At 42.1% G+C, this 16,351-nt stretch carries 18 protein-coding genes and 1 pseudogene; 8 read left to right on the top strand and 11 right to left on the bottom strand.

Going from position 1 to position 16,351, the window contains the following annotated elements:
* Positions 1–4: 4 nt before the first annotated feature.
* Positions 5–3,808, bottom strand: a complete 3,804-nt coding sequence (locus tag ACM0OZ_RS23520) for a CHAT domain-containing protein (RefSeq protein ID WP_414585230.1) — start codon at positions 3,806–3,808, stop codon at positions 5–7.
* Between the two features lie 418 nt (positions 3,809–4,226).
* Between ACM0OZ_RS23520 and ACM0OZ_RS23515 the strand changes: the two genes are divergently transcribed.
* The 5 genes from ACM0OZ_RS23515 to ACM0OZ_RS23495 all read left to right on the top strand — a co-directional run bounded on the left by ACM0OZ_RS23515 (position 4,227) and on the right by ACM0OZ_RS23495 (position 6,035).
* Complete coding sequence (locus ACM0OZ_RS23515; protein WP_414585229.1) at positions 4,227–4,643, top strand: element excision factor XisH family protein; 417 nt, start codon at positions 4,227–4,229, stop codon at positions 4,641–4,643.
* Entirely contained in the window at positions 4,631–4,966 is a 336-nt protein-coding gene (locus tag ACM0OZ_RS23510) for a XisI protein (RefSeq protein ID WP_414585228.1), read from the top strand. Before ACM0OZ_RS23515 ends, ACM0OZ_RS23510 begins: the two co-directional genes overlap by 13 nt.
* A gap of 174 nt (positions 4,967–5,140) precedes the next feature.
* On the top strand, positions 5,141–5,395 hold the full coding sequence (locus tag ACM0OZ_RS23505) for an element excision factor XisH family protein (protein ID WP_414585227.1): 255 nt from the start codon (positions 5,141–5,143) through the stop codon (positions 5,393–5,395).
* Between the two features lie 44 nt (positions 5,396–5,439).
* A complete protein-coding gene (locus tag ACM0OZ_RS23500) occupies positions 5,440–5,706 on the top strand; it encodes an element excision factor XisH family protein (protein ID WP_414585260.1) in 267 nt (88 codons plus the stop codon).
* Between the two features lie 56 nt (positions 5,707–5,762).
* Positions 5,763–6,035, top strand: coding sequence for a XisI protein (locus tag ACM0OZ_RS23495; RefSeq protein WP_414585259.1), 273 nt, complete (start codon positions 5,763–5,765; stop codon positions 6,033–6,035).
* Between the two features lie 224 nt (positions 6,036–6,259).
* On the opposite strand, the gene ACM0OZ_RS23490 is transcribed toward ACM0OZ_RS23495, so the two are convergent.
* The 4 genes from ACM0OZ_RS23490 to ACM0OZ_RS23475 form a co-directional block, all read right to left on the bottom strand.
* A complete protein-coding gene (locus tag ACM0OZ_RS23490) occupies positions 6,260–6,721 on the bottom strand; it encodes a DUF29 domain-containing protein (RefSeq protein WP_414585258.1) in 462 nt (153 codons plus the stop codon).
* 592 nt (positions 6,722–7,313) lie between these two features.
* A complete protein-coding gene (locus ACM0OZ_RS23485; RefSeq protein ID WP_414585226.1) occupies positions 7,314–7,535 on the bottom strand; it encodes a hypothetical protein in 222 nt (73 codons plus the stop codon).
* Positions 7,536–7,638: 103 nt separating this feature from the next.
* On the bottom strand, positions 7,639–7,941 hold the full coding sequence (locus tag ACM0OZ_RS23480) for a helix-turn-helix domain-containing protein (RefSeq protein ID WP_414585225.1): 303 nt from the start codon (positions 7,939–7,941) through the stop codon (positions 7,639–7,641).
* Entirely contained in the window at positions 7,938–8,546 is a 609-nt protein-coding gene (locus tag ACM0OZ_RS23475; RefSeq protein WP_414585224.1) for a hypothetical protein, read from the bottom strand. The genes ACM0OZ_RS23480 and ACM0OZ_RS23475 overlap by 4 nt, the downstream gene beginning before the upstream one ends.
* A gap of 120 nt (positions 8,547–8,666) precedes the next feature.
* Here ACM0OZ_RS23475 and ACM0OZ_RS23470 point away from each other — a divergent pair, with 120 nt between their 5' ends.
* A complete protein-coding gene (locus tag ACM0OZ_RS23470) occupies positions 8,667–8,897 on the top strand; it encodes a ribbon-helix-helix domain-containing protein (protein WP_414585223.1) in 231 nt (76 codons plus the stop codon).
* Between the two features lie 476 nt (positions 8,898–9,373).
* On the opposite strand, the gene arsS is transcribed toward ACM0OZ_RS23470, so the two are convergent.
* From arsS to ACM0OZ_RS23450, 4 genes and pseudogenes are all read right to left on the bottom strand, one after another.
* On the bottom strand, positions 9,374–10,360 hold the full coding sequence (arsS, locus tag ACM0OZ_RS23465; protein ID WP_414585221.1) for an arsenosugar biosynthesis radical SAM (seleno)protein ArsS: 987 nt from the start codon (positions 10,358–10,360) through the stop codon (positions 9,374–9,376).
* Between the two features lie 292 nt (positions 10,361–10,652).
* Complete coding sequence (arsM, locus tag ACM0OZ_RS23460; RefSeq protein WP_414585219.1) at positions 10,653–11,621, bottom strand: arsenosugar biosynthesis arsenite methyltransferase ArsM; 969 nt, start codon at positions 11,619–11,621, stop codon at positions 10,653–10,655.
* 42 nt (positions 11,622–11,663) lie between these two features.
* The gene (locus tag ACM0OZ_RS23455; RefSeq protein WP_414585218.1) at positions 11,664–12,047 is read right to left on the bottom strand and encodes a hypothetical protein; all 384 of its coding nucleotides are present in this window, start codon (positions 12,045–12,047) and stop codon (positions 11,664–11,666) included.
* 344 nt (positions 12,048–12,391) lie between these two features.
* A pseudogene (locus ACM0OZ_RS23450) lies at positions 12,392–12,565 on the bottom strand (DNA-binding response regulator); the annotation flags it as partial.
* A gap of 115 nt (positions 12,566–12,680) precedes the next feature.
* Here ACM0OZ_RS23450 and ACM0OZ_RS23445 point away from each other — a divergent pair.
* Positions 12,681–12,902, top strand: coding sequence for an ATP-binding protein (locus ACM0OZ_RS23445; RefSeq protein WP_414585257.1), 222 nt, complete (start codon positions 12,681–12,683; stop codon positions 12,900–12,902).
* Here ACM0OZ_RS23445 and ACM0OZ_RS23440 read toward each other — a convergent pair.
* Positions 12,886–13,173, bottom strand: coding sequence for a Mo-dependent nitrogenase C-terminal domain-containing protein (locus tag ACM0OZ_RS23440; protein WP_073629750.1), 288 nt, complete (start codon positions 13,171–13,173; stop codon positions 12,886–12,888). The two genes, ACM0OZ_RS23445 and ACM0OZ_RS23440, sit on opposite strands and share 17 nt — an antisense overlap.
* 845 nt (positions 13,174–14,018) lie before the next feature.
* Between ACM0OZ_RS23440 and ACM0OZ_RS23435 the strand changes: the two genes are divergently transcribed.
* Positions 14,019–15,218 (top strand): ATP-binding protein, encoded by a 1,200-nt coding sequence (locus ACM0OZ_RS23435; protein ID WP_414585217.1) that lies wholly within the window; start codon positions 14,019–14,021, stop codon positions 15,216–15,218.
* A gap of 285 nt (positions 15,219–15,503) precedes the next feature.
* On the opposite strand, the gene ACM0OZ_RS23430 is transcribed toward ACM0OZ_RS23435, so the two are convergent.
* The gene (locus ACM0OZ_RS23430) at positions 15,504–16,220 is read right to left on the bottom strand and encodes a DUF4079 domain-containing protein (RefSeq protein ID WP_414585216.1); all 717 of its coding nucleotides are present in this window, start codon (positions 16,218–16,220) and stop codon (positions 15,504–15,506) included.
* Positions 16,221–16,351: the final 131 nt, after the last annotated feature.

The raw sequence follows: 16,351 nt of genomic DNA, 5'->3' as shown, positions 1-16,351 counted from the left end.
TCTCCTATTTGCCAACAGCAGTAAATGCAGCCCAATGATAAGGAGAGTCGAAAGGTTTCTCTCCAGTCATCTTATTAATTTGACGACGTGTTATTCCTTTCTTGGTGTTATTTAAAGGCAATTGAATCATCCATTCCTGTAACTCTTCTTTAGTAGCATCCCGCAACCACCGCTGCGCTTGATTCATTGCAAGTGGTACTGACATATCTGTAGCAGACTTCAAAATTTGAATGAACTTAATCACCAAAAAGGATGTTGATAAATCGTTTACAGTCCATAAACTACTTACAACACTGCTACTACCTGCATAGAGAAACCCACTGGGTAAACCGATATATTCATCGCTGGTGTTCTGGAAGTCAATTAAGCCTGTTTCGCAGGCTGAAAGAACCACGAGACGAGATTGACTAAAGTCGAAAATTAGCTCATTTCGCTCATTTCGCTCAAACAAATTACCCAACGTCAGGCATTTACTTAAATCTATAGCTTTGTCATCGGATACAATTAGATATATTTCGGGGTTAGCATTAGCGGGAATCGGAGAAACATAGGCATCTGCTAGCACTAAACAAGAATTTTGGGGAGAATTTAAGTTGAATAAACCGTGACAAGAAAAGTGGAGATAATTCGCTTCTTTTAATTGTAATGCTGCTTGGGATAAGGCAGCTTTTGTGGCTTGTTTTTTGGGTAATACTTGATGTTCGGGAAAGTAAGATAATATGCTTTCTACTTCCAAGTCAGTAAAAGAGAGGTCTTCTGTGGGGTTTTGAATTGCAAACAGGGATTGAAAATCAGGGCGTTGTCGCTTTTGCACTTGTTGCAGTAATTGACAACTGGGTGCATAACCCACACCACGAGGGAATAAATCCAGAAGACAAGCTGAATTTTCAGGATTTTGACTGACTGGGAGTGCATGAAGGGGAAACAAATGCAGGAACCAATGGGGAATTAGGATAAGTTGATCGCAGTGCTTTGGTATCTGAGTTAATATTTCATCAATGTGCAGAATCAAAGCTAATTTTTTGAGTTCTTCCCCTAAGCTATTGAGCCACTGGTCTTTTTGATTGTAGTAGTTGTGCAAATATTGAATTCCCCAATTTCCCAAAGCTTTTCGATCTTCTGGTTGGGATTGCCAAACAGTGACTTCTCCTGTATGTTTGACAATAAACGCCAGAATTTTATCGTTGAGAATATACCACTCGATAATGGCTGTACGCTCATCCAAAGTAGTCTGGAATGAGTCAAATTTGAAACCATAACCAACGGGTAAGTAGTGGTCTTGCAATTCATTACGCTGCTGTCGCAATTCTTGGAGATGTTGTGCAAGGACTTTTGGATTTTCAGCTTTGCCATTTTGGATTTTAGCTTGTCCTGTGGCTATTTCATCCCTGTATGTTTCTAATTGAGTGACTACTTCTGGAGGAAAGATAGTTTTCCGGTCACTTTCAAGAATCCGTTCAACTAAATTGCGTGTTTTGCTACGTTCAACATATTCAATTGCTTGGATTCTATTACCTAATTCCAGGCAAACTTCCACCATGCTGCTATAAACTAGGTTAAACTCTTCCGCTTGCTTGCGTTTGCTTTCGTCCTCAGAAACTATTTCTGACCGCAAAGATTCTACTGTGGCAATGGCAGATTTAAAGGTATTGTAAGCTAAGGTAAACGCCTTTGTGTTTTGGTAAGTCATCCCCAGATACGACAAACATCCTGCATGCTTTTGGGGAAAAGCGTCAAAAGTATAAACTAAAAGAGCATTTTGGGAACAAGCGATCGCCAATTCTAAATTCTCTGCCCGTTCCCCTAGTATTCTGTTACTGTAAGCAAGACCGAGATTAATTTGCGTTTTTGCCCAATGTTCGGGAAATGCATCTAAGGTTTTTACTTCCAGTGCTTGTTGGTAACAACCGATCGCGCGCTCTAAATTCTCTGCCCGCTCTCCTAGTATTCTGTCACGGTAAGCATTTCCGAGATTAATTTGCGTTTTTGCCCAATCTTGGGGAAAGGCTTGGCGGGTGAAGACAGTCAAAGCAGCAGAAAAAGCAGCGATCGCCTGTTCGATAATTTCTGCCTTCTCTTCTTTGATTCGAGAAAAAGCAGTGATCGCCTGTTCGGTAATTTCTGCCTTCTCTCCTGTGATTGGAGAAAAAGTAGCGATCGCCTGTTCGATATTCTCTGCCCGCTCCCTTAGTATTCTGTGTATTGTGTGATTGCAAGCAAGACCGAGATTATTTTGCGTACTTGCCCATAGTTCGGGAAAGGCTTCGCGGGTGTAGACACTCAAAGCAGCAGAAAAAGCGGCGATCGCCTGTTCGATATTTTTTACTTCCTCTCCTAGTATTCTGTTATGGTAAGCAAGACCGAGATTATTTTGCGTACTTGCCCATAGTTCGGGAAAGGCTTGGCGGGTGAAGACAGTCAAAGCAGCAGAATAAGCAGCGATCGCCTGTTCGATATTTTCTGCGCTCTCTCCCAGAATTCTCTCACAATAGGCAGAACCGAGACCATTTTGCGTCATTCCCCATTGTTGGGGAGAGGTTTCGTGCGTGTAGACTCTCAAAGCATTAGAATAAGCAGTGATCGCCTGTTCGATATTTTCTACTTTCTCTCCTTTGATTCTGTTAACGTAGGCATTTGCGAGATTAACTTGCGTCATTGCGTAATCTCGGGGAGAGGTTTCGTGAGTGTAGACACTCAAAGCAGCAGAATAAGCAGCGAGCGCCTGTTCGATATTTTCTGCCTTCTCTCCTTTGATTCTGATAACGTAAGCATTTCCAAGATTATTTTGCGTCGTTGCCCATTCTTGGGGAGGGGTTTCGTGGGTGTAGACACTCAAAGCATTAGAATAAGCGTTGATCGCCTCTTCGATATTCTCTGCCCTCTCTCCTGTGATTCTGTCAAAGTAGGCAACACCAAGATTAATTTGCGTAGCTGCCCATTGTTGGGGAAAGGCTTCGCGGGTGTAGATGGTGAAAGCAGCAGAAAAAGCAGTGATCGCCTGTTCGATATTTTCTGCCTTCTTTCCCTGAATTCTATTACTGTAGGCAGCACCGAGATTATTTTGCGTCATTGCCCATTGTTGGGGAAAGGCTTGCTCGGTGTTGACACTCAAAGCAGCAGACAAAGCATCGATCGCCTGTTCGATATTTTCTGCCTTCTCTCCTAGTATTCTCTCTGAATAGGCAACACCAAGATTATTTTGCGTCATTGCCCATTCTTGGGGAAAGGTGTCGCGGGTTATGACACTCAGCACGATTTCATAGCCAGTGATGGCAATTTCCATATTGCTGGCTTTGTTACCCAAGGGGAATTGCCTTATTAGATTGCTAAAATTGACAATGTGTACAGCGATGGATTTCGCCACATTTGCTTCCACTTCCCTCAGTCTATTTGTCCCCCAACGGCGCAATATTTCTACTAACACCCCGTCGAGTTTGTCTGTATTGTTTGCCAGCAACGGGTAAACTACGTTGACATCACTCCCACTTTCTGCTGTTGCTTTTAGTACCTGTTGTAAAAATTTAAGATATGCATCTAAGTTCTCTGTATCCCCTTGTGTTTGAGGTGATTGGGGTATTGTCAGAGCTTGTGCTATTTGGGTACTCAAATTTCTCAACCGATTTGCCCAATGTGCCGCTTTTTCACTTCCTCTTTGCGAAAAAACCTTTACTACAGTTTTCATCGCTTGCAACAAGTCAACATCGAGTAAATCGTAATTTGCTGCCAAAATCTCTGGCTCTTCACTATTGGGGCAACTCAACAGGCGTTGAATGAGGTTGAAATAGGCTTGCTGACGCTGTTCGTTCATGGGTAAGGGCGTGAGAGTCGCACATATTTTCCTATCAGAGAAATTCAACACCAGCGCCCTAGATTCCGGAAACGGATAGATTTTCATAACAGGTGATGTGTTCCCGACGACAAGCTATCATCGCCCTACATCTCCATTCAACAAAAAAACTAGCCACTGAAGTTTTTAAGATTATCCCTTAATTGTTGATGAATGCGTTGGCTAGCAAACACCGCAGGCATCGCCTTCTCAAGAGCACAGACGCTGTGCGTTGGTACAAGCCTCCTTTAGGACTTACGGCACTTGCCCCTTTGCGATCGCCTGTTTTCTCCCGATTTTTCTTACTACATTGTTCGTCTGCAAAGATACATTTAAAAGCATATTACGCTAAAATTCTATAAAGTATAACTCACAATTACTGCACTTTTCGCAAACACTCATGCCTGCCAAAGATGTTTATCATAATGTTGTGATAACAGCCCTAGAAAAAGATGGTTGGCTAATTACTGATGACCCATTTAAATTAAAATGTGGGACAAAAGATTTATATATAGACTTGGGTGCAGAAAAACTTATAGCTGCAGAAAAAGGTCAGCAAAAAATAGCAGTTGAAATCAAGAGTTTTCTTAATCCCTCTCCCGTTACAGATTTAGAAAATGCATTAGGACAGTTTATTCTTTATTACGATATTTTAGAAGAACAAGGAAGCGACCGGATTTTATATCTTGCTATCCCCCGCCGAACTTACACTGAAATTTTTACCGAAACCATCGGCAAAATTTTATTAAAAAAGAACCGCTTACGTTTACTTGTATTTGACCCAAAGCAAGAGGTAATTGTGCAATGGATACCTTAGAAAAATATCAAAAAATCATCGAAGATATTCTGACTGATTATATAAAAATACCCTATGCAAATCGTCAATTAGAAATAAAGCTTATCATTGATCGCACAGCTACTAATTACATAGTAATGACTTTGGGATGGCAGGGAGAAGAAAGAGTTCATGGTTGTATTATCCATATTGAAATTATTAATGGAAAAATTTGGATTCAGCGCGATGGGACTGAATATGGCATTGCCAATGAACTTGTAGCCGCAGGAATTCCCAAAGATAAAATTGTTTTAGCTTTCCATCCAGAGGATGTTAGACAATACACTGATTTTGCGGTTGCTTGATTTCCAAAAGATGCGTTGGCGTAGCCCGCCGCAGGCATCGCTTGCACATTTTTGGGCGTTACTGCCAAAGTAACCCTAAGTTAAAATACGAATTAAAGCGAATATTGTGTATTATCTACCTTTAACCAGCCTAATTTTTAGTATAGTACACTCCTATGGCGAAAGATAGATTTCATGCGGATTGTCAGAAATGCTTTAGAAAAAGACGGCTGGAAGATTACGGCTGACCCTTATGAAATCAATGTGGATGATATAGATTTTGAGATTGATTTAGCAGCAGAGCAACTTTTAGGAGCAGAGAAAGAGGGACAAAAAATAGCGGTGGAAATTGAAGAAGAAGTCAGAAGACAGAATTCAGAATTCAGAATCAATTGGATGGGGATTCAAACCCCAACGAAAGTGAACACCGTGTTAACTGTCGTTATTTAAACCCCTTTACTCATCCGCCAGTCGTACAGGAGCCATTCTGACTCCTGACGACTGACACAGCTAGTTCTTTTGTTAAAAGTTTTATTAGTCCATCAAATGTTTCAGAATTTCATACAGCCTTGGGACAGTTTTTAAACTATCGGGATGCATTAGATAAAATTGAACCAGAACGCCAAGTTTATTTAGCTGTTCGCGTCCCAATTTATGAAACTTTTTTTCAACGAAAATTTATTACATCGGCAGTTGCAAAATATCAATTACGATTGATAATTTACGATGTACAAGAGGAGGTGATTCGTCAATGGCTGTAGAAAAATATCGGCAATATATTCAATATCTTCTTTGCGAGCGGCAAAAGCGAGCTTCAATGCAACGAAATGCCGAAGAGTATGAGGTGCAAACAATTTTTGACGAACAGCAAGACCACTATCAATTACTTTATGTTGGTTGGCGGGGGAATAAACGCGATTTTGGCTGTATTTTACATCTCGATATTAAAGATGGAAAAATATGGATTCAACATGATGGTACGGAAGAAGGAATTGCCAATCGATTGGTTGAAATGGGAGTACCCAAGCAAGATATTATTTTGGCGTTTCACGAACCCTATGTGCGTCAGTTTACTGGGTTTGGAACTTGAGAAATATTTATGCCATAGCGATCGCTTCGCTTGCCTTACGCGCAAAGCCCTCAGCATGAACGTGAGTCCCTGAGTCCTTACGGACACGCTGAGCGCTTTGCGCACGCTCCGCGAACGCGAACGGGACACGCTGCGCGAACGGCAGATCGCATCTATGACAATGAGTTTTGAAGATGTACAAATTTAGCAGAGTGCGCTCTTAGTATTGCCAAATCATAACTTAATTAGTCAGGTAAAAACTCTTCATCTAAACATTCATCGGCAGTAAACGGAGAGTCTACCCCAAAAGTATCAAGCGATAAACCAGTTTCATCACTGGCTTGCTTTCTTGCATCTTCATAACACTGTGGCAGAACTTCCTGGAAATATGGTTTTAAACTAGGACTATCCTGAAAAGTTCTTCTCAACCTGCGGCGATGTTCTCTAATAGTTCCTTTCCAACTTAAGGAGCGTTTTTCTGGCTGGTATTTATATTTTAGTAGATGCATTAATAGAACAACTAAATTGCTCGGAAGCGCGTGTTTTTCACTTCTCCCCATGCATTCAATCTCTTCAATAAGATTTTCTAAATCAACCTCAGAAAATCTACCTTCTTTTAATTGTTTAGCTGTTGTCTCTATCCACAGATAAAAATCTTGCTCGTAAAGATGAGAGTTTGTAAATATTGTTGGTTGAGGCGCTGTCATCTGATTTTTCAACCTCCCAAAATCCAACTATTAAGCTTGATTTAATTCCGCTCTTGCTATGCCCGTGATATATCTAAATAGATTGCTTTTGGGCTTATCCCAAGTGGAAGTTCAGACTTGGCAACTATAGGACTCGTATCTGATTTTTGAACGACACGTAAGGTGGGCAGTGCTTAGCAAAACCCGGATGTAGTGGGCAAAATACGGTAAGCACTGCCCACCCTACAATACTTAAGATTTTTCATAAATCCTGCGCGGATTGCTATAGCAGGGTAAATATATGATAACAAAATCTCTATAGGATTCCTATTTGATTTTTGAAAAAATCTATGTAGATAAAGCACCTTGTCACCGGATTGAGTGGCAATTTCAGGTGACAGGAGGATGCGATGGGCAAAGCCCCGCCAAGGGCATCGCTACATAATTACGAATTACGAATTGGTATTAACAGGACTTACGCATTTTAACGAAAAACTGTCATTCTGAGTGTAGCGCTAGCGAAACGAAGAACTCCCTTGATACTGAGTGCCAAGGGCACACGCTGCGCGTTGGCGGAGCCTGCGCTTTGCGCTTACGCTACACTCCGTTTCGCTCAGTATGACATTCTCGACTTTGCGTAAGTCCTGATTAAGTCTTGTTGCTCTAACGCCACATTGAAAATCAGTGTCAAATTCCCATTTGGGATAAGTCGGCGTAAAACTTGTAGATGAGCTTCTGCATCACTGCGGCGACGAAAACGAGCTACAACTTGGTTCTGCATATTAGGTTGAAGTCGGACTAGACACCAAGGATTGAGTTTGTCAAGATAAGTCATCGAATTCTCCTGGTAAAATCTATAATTTCCAAGACAAAAGCCAGCCTACTGTGACGGTGGCTGGCAAGAAATATCATTTTGATATTGAAATTAGGTTCAATTGCTACTCACTCTTGTCTGGAAAGCAAAGCTTCTGCAACAGTTCTTCGGGGATATCCTCAAAGTGTTCGAGTAAAAAGTTCATCAGCGCTAGGTGGCGTAAATCCGTGGACATGGGACGGCGGTAGTTCTTGCCTCTAGCAAACCAGCGCCGAACGGTGGAAACGGAACGAGAGCAAATCTGAGCAATTTCTTCGTAGTTCACCTGCCACTTGGAGTAAAACTGCTTGGGTGTCATTCCCAATTGACAGTAACTGTAGAGTTGAATCAAATCTTGCTCTCGCTGCTTGAGTGGATGAGGATTCATAAGTTTGTCTCCTCGCTGATTGGTTCTAAATCCTCTTCCCAAGCAATATCCGCAGATGTCCAAGCGGTGCTGGGGCTATCTTTGCTCAACCAAATCAGGTAACACCATGTCCAGTCGCAATGATGGGAAGCAAAGCTATAGAATCGACCTATGACAATACCCCAGTCAGTATCGCTTTCAGCAGTCAGCCAACGCAAGCGATTGCGCGGAGCGCAGTGCCGGAGGCAATCGCCATATAAAAATCTGGGTGTCTTCGCTACATCAGGAAAATTGGCTGGAAGCTCAATAGATGCGTCTGGGCATTTTAGGTTAACCCTGAGCGAAGCCGAAGGGTTAATCAAGCCTGGGACTATATCTTGGTTACTGTGCTGGATGAGATTCAGATAATCGGCAATCAACTTACCATTGATGCTGTGAGTTAACTGACAAATCAGAATCGCAGCTAGAGTTTCTATTTCTTGCTGCTGGGGTTGTATCCAGGCAGTATTAAAGTCAGCATCAAAGTAGTTGTTGAGCTTTGCGAGTAATTTTGTAATGTTGAAGTCATCTAAAGCTTGTTGATAAGCTCTGTGTTCATCTGTTTTTGAACTACGAGGCTTTAACATGGAATATGTCTCCTGTGATATGGGGGCCAAAAGCCAGTGCGTCAGCCCTGAGAAAGTTGTGCGCTGGCTTTTGACTTATAAGTAATTATACATATTTTTTATGTTATTTAGTGTGTTTTTATGTTATTTAATGTGTTTAATATAAAAACACACAACAGAGCTTATGATGGTGATATGGGAAAAGTAACTGTAACTCTTTACATGGAAGAAGAAGACAAAGAAGCCCTGCAACTGTTGGCTGATGCAGAGGAGCGTTCTTTGTCTCAAATGGCAGTGTTAATTGTCAAACGAGCGATTAAAAAGGCACAGGATGAAGGAAAAATTCCGCCGACTCAGGGAAAAGGGAAGTGAGGCGATCGCCTTTTCTTTACCGACAGCAATTTGTCTTATATGACAAATAATGTGTCACTGTACAACAAAAATAAAAGCCGTGAAACTTTTTGTTTCACAGCTATTGATGTGGTGTGAGGAGCTTAACTTAATATCATCATAATGGTAGCTGACCAGTATAAACACGCTCGTAACAATTTTGGTAACAAAAATTTTTTCGGCGTATCCACGCGCTTCCTCTCGTATAGGAGACTAGCGCCTTTGCGTAAGTTCGCTAAACTTGGTAGTGTCTATTGACATTCGATGAAAAAATAAAAAACCGTGGAAACTCAATTGAGTCCACGGTTATAGGTGTGGTGTGAGGAGACTTAACTTTGATTCATCATAAACCTATACAAGCGTTAGTAAAGCGCCGGTAACAGTTTTGGTAACGACATTATTGTGAACCAGCACAAGTAAGTTGCTGAACGCCTTGCCCAGGAAATCATACAAGAACTTCACACCAAAGCGCCACCACAACTGGAACCACGACCAGCGGTACAACCATAACAGTAAGCTGCTGTTTGTACCTCACCTATCAAGTCCAAACAATCAGCTTGCAGCAATTTGGCAACAGTGATGTTTTCCCCGTCGCGAGTTTTCGCAGGTAAATTCATCATTTGATTGAAGTCGCAGTCATACACATTACCCAGATAATCAATTGAAATCTCATCCCGACACATCAAATGTTCAACCGTTCCCGTATTGAAATGAGACTCTAAAAACTGCAAATAAGGAGCATATAATTTCTTCCTTTCTAAATACAGTTTTGTCCTTCCAACTGGTATGTTGGTGATGGTGAAGAGGTTGTTAAAAGTAATATCAAAGCTTTCTTTCAAGTACTTTTTGTAATCTCTTTCCAGCTTGATTTGATCTGGCGTTTGGGAAAAATTTTCACTTGTTGGTAATTGTGGATTATAGACTAAATCCACGATTAAATCTGGCTCTTTGCCATAACCTAGTTGATTGAGCAATTGCAGCGCTTTGATGGAACCATCATACACGCCTGTACCACGCATTTTATCCACATTATCTTCTAAATAACACGGTAGAGAAGCAACAACCCGAACTTTGTGTTTAGCGAAGTATTCTGGTAAGTCGCCAAATCCCTCTTCAAAAAAGATAGTCAAATTAGACCGCACAATCACCTGTTTATCATTTGCTCTTGCTGCTTCTACCAGTGGCTTGAAACCATAATTCATTTCAGGTGCGCCGCCAGTCAAATCAACAATCTTAATTTCTGGGAATCTCTGAATTATCTCAATCAATTGTTGGCAAATTTCTGGAGAAAGTTCTTCTGTGCGTTTTGGTCCCGCTTCCACATGGCAATGGGTACACGCAAGGTTACAGCGCTTACCTAAATTAATTTGTAAAACAGTGATTCCTTTTTTTATTAAAGGAGACGCAAGTTTTTGTTGGAAAGGTGTGATCGCTGTTTGAATCATTGTCTGGCTTGTGAAAATGCAAATTATAAGGTGTGTTTAGTACACATTCCAGGAGGCGAAGCCTCCAAACCCTCGTTACCAGGTTCAACCTGTTAACGAGATATTAGAGCCTCTGGCTCTTGTTGGGTGCAACATCTGATTTAACGCAATACCGTTCAGATAAGACCACAACCGTTATCAGGAACAGAATGTAGAGACGCGCCATGGCGCGTCTCTACACACGTGATTTTTTACACATCAACCTTAACTGAACCGTATTGTGATTTAACGCAGTGTAACGCACCCTACAAGGTTAACAACAACCGCTGCCGTTGTAGTGCCAGGTTGAATCAGTGATCATGATTTTATCTGGCATGAAATCTGCAAGTTTTGCAGCAGTTTTATCACACACGGATGCTGGAATACCACGGGGAAGAACATGACCTGCTTCATCATCAAAAAATGGTTCTGAACCTGCGTAAATTGCTGTTTTTCCTGTGAACACACAAGCACCATCTTCAGGAATTGGAACTTTGAAAGCCACAGAATCTAGACTTTCTAAAAGTAAGTTTTCTTGTAGGTTATAAGTCTGGGAATCGAGCAAACGGTAAGGACGGCGATCGCGAATTTCTACTTGACCAAACCCTGCACTTATGATACGCTCAATGTATTCTTCATAAGTGAGTGCGCCTGATAAACACATCGCTCGCAGCTGCTCATCTTTTCGCAGATGTTCTGGAATGGGACGAGTGGCAATTGGATCACTCATCTGCAATCTTCCCCCTGGTTTTAACACCCGATAAGCTTCTTGCAAAGCACGAGTTAAATCTTCTGGTTCAAAGATATTGAAAAGGCAATTTTGCGCCACGATATCAACAGAATCATCAGCAACAGGTAAGTTAAAAGCATCGCCTTCCCGAATTTCTACAAAGCTGGTATCAAACCAGGGGTTTTCTTTGGCAGCAATTTCCAGGTTACGTGCAGCGGCTTGACGCATTTCAAGCACTGGATCAACAGCAATAACAGCACCAGGGCGGCGAGAAAAATAGGCAAATTGCAAAGCTTCTAATCCACCACCAACTCCAACGTACAGCACTGTAGGTTGATTTCCAAGTTCGGTGGGGTGAACGGTGGTACCGCAACCATAATTCATTTCCTGCATCTTACACGGAATGTTCAACCCTGGTAATTGCAGGGGTGTGCTTTGCACACAACAAAGTCCTACTTGGGGTGTTTGGGCGACTTCACTGTAAAACTGCGCCGCTGTTTCGAGATAACTCATCGCACTCCTGAAGTTGTCTACGGTTTTTAAGTGTAGCGGTAACTAAATGAGTGATTGAATACCAGATGGGTGATTTAACGATTCGCCTCTAGTTTGAGGTGTAAGTAGCGAATGTGAAGTACCTACACGCTCCCTTCGGTGAGCGTGTAGGCTTCCGGTCTCACTTGCCGTTGCCTCCGCAGTGTTGCCACAACTTGGTCTTACACAGCATCTCTCGTCAAAACGACGTTTACGCTTGTCAAAGCCTAGACCCCGGCAGCCGCCCGCCAACCGAGCGGCAGATATTAATTTTTCTTCTCTTCGAGACGCTTCGCGAACGCACAACGCCACTTGGACTTGAGCGCGATAGCGTGAGCGCTGATGGCGTTGCTTCCCCTGGTCTACCGAGCTTTCTGTGGTAAGCGTATTACCGCTACTTATTCCCAACCTGTCTGTTTGCTGGCGGGCGGGTCAACGACCATCTATATAATACCAGAAATTGACAATCAGGGCGCTGTCCCCACTCCCGAATCAACCTGTGGTTGATATTAATCGGGGGACGCACGCCGATTGTCCCGCAATTCATCCCACACTGCCCTATGCCTATGTCCTGAGCCCTGAGTCCTTACGGACACGCTGCGCGTTGGCGGAGCCTGCGCTTTGCGCTTACGGGCACGGCTTGAGGCCGAACGGACACGCACTCGCGAACGGCACGCGCAAGGGATGGGTCAGATGTAGGGGTGGGGTTCTGACTATACTACAACCAACACAGAACCGCTATACTCCAGTCAATCAAATTCTTTGGCGGTTAACTCGATTAAGCGCGTCCCACGATACCCTTCGCGCGTGCGATGATTTAAACTCAAGTCTTCAAATCGCAAAATATCCGTGTCGGCTTCTTGGGTTCTTCGCAAGTGTGCGCGGACTCAGGCTAACAATTCTTCGATGCTCAAGCGTTTCACGATATCTAGCGGTTCTCATCCGGATGAAGTACCACCCAGAGGGCGTCTACATCTGCTACAGCCTGCGGTTCTTTAATTCTTTGATGTTCACAATTAGGGTAAACCAATGTCTTGAGAGATTTTACCCAAGCTAACCCAGCCCTTTTACTCTACAAAATCTTCTGGAACTGGGTTAGAACTTGCCCTTGTGAAACGGATTGCGGAAGTTCATGGTGGAAAGCTTTTGATAAAATCAAATCTTATGGAAGGTACTACGCTGAGCGTGCCATTACCTATAATTGCTGCCTATGATTGCAGTATGATATCACTACTACACTTAACTACTAGCAATAAGCTGTGACGTCTTCACCGCATTCGTCAGCAAGATAACACAAAGCTCTGAAACGCAGACTCACCACTTCTTCATACAAAGGATTTAACTTACACATAGGTGGAATGTGAAATAGCTTGCGACCAAACATTGTAATATCACGCTCGAAAGGACACTGTGCGGGGATCAGCTTGCACAAGGAATGAGCTAATTTAGCGTTATGAATTTCAATCGAGTCCAACCATTGACGAATCGGGTGGAGTAGGTCGTTTTGTGTCCGGATTTGAGTAAAGCTAGTCATAATTACTTACCTCTTCATGTAAAATTTCAAATTTGGCTTTTGTTTGTTAGGCTTGAACCTGTTTCTATCTATTTATTAGGGTCGGTTTGACTATCTTATGCAGTTGTGTCTGGTTTTTTGTTCTCTTTTTTGGGAACACTTTTAACTACAAACACCAGTCCCGGTGTTCCGGATCATTCTCCAGATATTTTTGCTGTATGTAAATTTTCTGTACTCAAAAGGTGCAAGCAGGCTTGAGGGCTTGCATTCATGAGCTGTAGCAGCGATTTTACAAAATCGCCCCTATGCCTTTGGCTTCCTCTTGTGGGGATTATAGCGGTTCGGGGGTTGGAGGCAATACATCAGGAAATACTCTCTTCCTGTCGAAGATTACCTAATTAAAAAACCGCAGTGAACCAGCGCTGCGGGAGGGTTTCCCGACAGCAGGCGACTGGTGAACCCGTAGGGAGGCGCAGAGGACACAGAGGAAGAGTTAGAGAGATTTAGGTAATTTCAGTGCTAATTGCTACATTTGTAAAACCAATGGCTGTCGAAAAATTTTTCGACTCAAAGATTTCTGGCTAAGAGCAGTAATTCCACCAAAGTAGTAGGACATTCAAAATTTAACATGGCAAACTAAGGGGGAGAAAGCATTTTGAGGACTGTAACCATGTGATTTAAATGCATTAGTGACAGGTTAAATTTTTGATTTCCATTTTTCGCTGAAAAACCGCAAATTTCAGAGCTTTCTTGAAAAAAGAAGCTGGATATACCAATTTCCTTTATGTTCTTAAGATATTAGATACCCTATTTCTGACCTTAGCGAGAGTGAAACGGCTGCTCTGGCAAAACTATATAATTTTCTTATGAAGAATAGAAAAATTCACATTCTTCTAGTGGAAGACAATTCTTGTGATGCTCGCCTGCTACGCCAGATATTCCCTCACAATGGTCATGAAGAATGGCAGATCGCACATGTGGAGCGGCTAAATGAGGCAATTGTTGCCTGTAAATCAGAACTTAGCCTCTCCTTAAAGAATTCTACCTCACAAAGTATACATCAACGCAGATTTGATGTTGTCTTGTTAGACCTTAGCCTGCCAGATTCTACTGGATTGGACACGGTAAAAGAATTCCAAAAAGCAGTAACCGATATTCCTGTTGTGGCACTGTCAGAGCTTGATGATGAAGAACTAGCATTGCAAGCACTAGCACAAGGAGCGCAAGATTACATCGTCAAAGACCAAATAACAACTCAAATGTTAGTGCGTGCCATTCGCTATGCTATTCAACGAGGACAAATTTTTAATCAATTACGGGCGAACGAGCAACGCATTCGTGAAGCGCTAGCGAAGGAACAAGAACTCAATGAATTAAAGTCGAACTTTGTGGCAATGGTTTCCCATGAGTTCCGCGCCCCTATGACTATCATTCGCACATCTGCCCAGCTACTCGAAAACTATAACCCTGAACTGACCGAAGAGCGTAGAGCCAAATACTTTAAGCGAATTCAAAGTTCTATTAACCAAATGGTTCAACTTTTAGATGAGGTTTTGTTTCTGAGTAAAACTGAAGTTGATAGAGTTGAATACCAACCTGTCCCCTTAGATCTGAAAAATTTCTGTGAGGAACTTACAGAAATTTTTCAACTCAATACAGACGGTAAACGCGATATTATCTTTAATCACCAGGGAGAATGCACATTAGCCCAAATGGATGAAAACTTGTTAAGTTGCATTTTTACCAATTTACTTTCTAATGCAATCAAATACTCATTTCCAGAAAGCAAAATTTTGTTTGATTTGGTCTGCCAAGAAGGTGTAGCAACTTTCCGGGTGCAAGACCAAGGGATAGGCATTCCTTACAGAGACCAAACGCGTCTGTTTGAAACTTTCTACCGTGCTAGAAATGTAGGTAAAATTCAAGGCACAGGGCTAGGGCTTGTGATTGTGAGAAAATGCGTGGATCTTCATGGAGGTGAGATCCGAATAAAAAGTAAAGAGGGAGTGGGAACAACCATTACGGTGAGACTACCAATGCACCCACCTGCGAACAGTGAACAGTGAACAGTGAACAGTGAACAGTGAAGAAAATTTTTTACTGATTACTCAGCACTCGTAATATCATGTCCGGCTAATTAGTTATGATTCCCACGTTAACTGCACTCCACCCCGCGCCGCCCAAATTCAAAGTATGCCCTTCGGGCACGCTACGCGAACAAAATGCAAAATTCAAAAAAAAGAATCTTAATTTTGAATTTATAATGCGTGAATTTTGAATTCCCCAAAGGGGGGTGGGGTGATTCGGGTAATGATAAGTATTTAACCGGACTTGATATAACTCATAACTCTTTATTTAGGTTGAGGATTTGGTGTAGGACAAGCTTTCTTAACAAAATCACACTGATAAATGTAAGGTTCCTGCCAACTCAGAGGAATTTCTAGTAAATCTCTCGTTCCGGTCATTCCTTGTCCAATAAATAGTAACAAGGCGATGCTATTTAAAATTGTGTGGACGATGCGCCACCGATTCGACCTATCTTTATAAATATCAGGAACAATTGCTAGGGAAAAAATCATCAGCAAGGCTGCAGCAATACCAAAGTAATAATGCGACCAATACCACTCATTTGTGCGACGAAATACTCCATCCTGACAGCCGAGAATCACTAAACCTGCACCTGTTAAAGTGGCAAACACCCCCCGCCACAGCGCTTGCTTAGCTCGATAAAGTAATATTAAAGAGGTAATAGTCGCAGCAAACATCAAAAGAATAAAAACGACTTGGAAAATCTCTTTATTCCACAATTGATTTTTGATAATATTTTTGCCAATTGGGTAGGATAACCCTACTAAAGCCAATCCGACAACTGCACCGGTTAGCCAATTTCCTAATCGCCTGTGTTCTACCCCCACAACGGTTGGAATTTTACTTTTTCCAGAATCTACGGTTTGCAGGCGACGCTGGCGTGTAGCCCAAGCAAAATTAACCACCATTCCAATCAGGGGAAAGACAAAAAAGACTGCGATCGCTGGATGGATAAGACCAAGAAAATCTGCAAGTTCCATAAAACACCTGTTTGCACAAATCTGGTTGAACTCAAACAATTTCTGCGTTTTTACAGAAATATAAAATTATTTGATGTAGTTTTTATACAATAATATTTCCGTAACCAAAGATAGCATTGAACCCTTGACAT

The organism is Scytonema sp. PCC 10023, from assembly GCF_963920835.1.
In the GTDB taxonomy this organism is placed as follows: Bacteria; Cyanobacteriota; Cyanobacteriia; order Cyanobacteriales; family Nostocaceae; genus Kalymmatonema.
The sequence above is the reverse complement of the archived record's forward strand: the minus strand, read 5'-3'. Positions and strand labels throughout refer to the sequence as shown.

Bases quoted from the DNA above. Each gene is read 5' to 3' on its own strand.
- ACM0OZ_RS23475 (WP_414585224.1), bottom strand. From the start codon at position 8,546: ATGTTAAAGCCTCGTAGTTCAAAAACAGATGAACACAGAGCTTATCAA.
- ACM0OZ_RS23495 (WP_414585259.1), top strand. From the start codon at position 5,763: ATGCAACGAAATGCCGAAGAGTATGAGGTGCAAACAATTTTTGACGAA.
- ACM0OZ_RS23470 (WP_414585223.1), top strand. From the start codon at position 8,667: ATGTTATTTAATGTGTTTAATATAAAAACACACAACAGAGCTTATGAT.
- ACM0OZ_RS23510 (WP_414585228.1), top strand. From the start codon at position 4,631: ATGGATACCTTAGAAAAATATCAAAAAATCATCGAAGATATTCTGACT.
- ACM0OZ_RS23485 (WP_414585226.1), bottom strand. From the start codon at position 7,535: ATGACTTATCTTGACAAACTCAATCCTTGGTGTCTAGTCCGACTTCAA.
- ACM0OZ_RS23520 (WP_414585230.1), bottom strand. From the start codon at position 3,808: ATGAACGAACAGCGTCAGCAAGCCTATTTCAACCTCATTCAACGCCTG.
- ACM0OZ_RS23435 (WP_414585217.1), top strand. From the start codon at position 14,019: ATGAAGAATAGAAAAATTCACATTCTTCTAGTGGAAGACAATTCTTGT.
- arsS (WP_414585221.1), bottom strand. From the start codon at position 10,360: ATGATTCAAACAGCGATCACACCTTTCCAACAAAAACTTGCGTCTCCT.
- ACM0OZ_RS23480 (WP_414585225.1), bottom strand. From the start codon at position 7,941: ATGAATCCTCATCCACTCAAGCAGCGAGAGCAAGATTTGATTCAACTC.
- ACM0OZ_RS23440 (WP_073629750.1), bottom strand. From the start codon at position 13,173: ATGACTAGCTTTACTCAAATCCGGACACAAAACGACCTACTCCACCCG.
- arsM (WP_414585219.1), bottom strand. From the start codon at position 11,621: ATGAGTTATCTCGAAACAGCGGCGCAGTTTTACAGTGAAGTCGCCCAA.
- ACM0OZ_RS23430 (WP_414585216.1), bottom strand. From the start codon at position 16,220: ATGGAACTTGCAGATTTTCTTGGTCTTATCCATCCAGCGATCGCAGTC.
- ACM0OZ_RS23515 (WP_414585229.1), top strand. From the start codon at position 4,227: ATGCCTGCCAAAGATGTTTATCATAATGTTGTGATAACAGCCCTAGAA.
- ACM0OZ_RS23505 (WP_414585227.1), top strand. From the start codon at position 5,141: ATGCGGATTGTCAGAAATGCTTTAGAAAAAGACGGCTGGAAGATTACG.
- ACM0OZ_RS23490 (WP_414585258.1), bottom strand. From the start codon at position 6,721: ATGACAGCGCCTCAACCAACAATATTTACAAACTCTCATCTTTACGAG.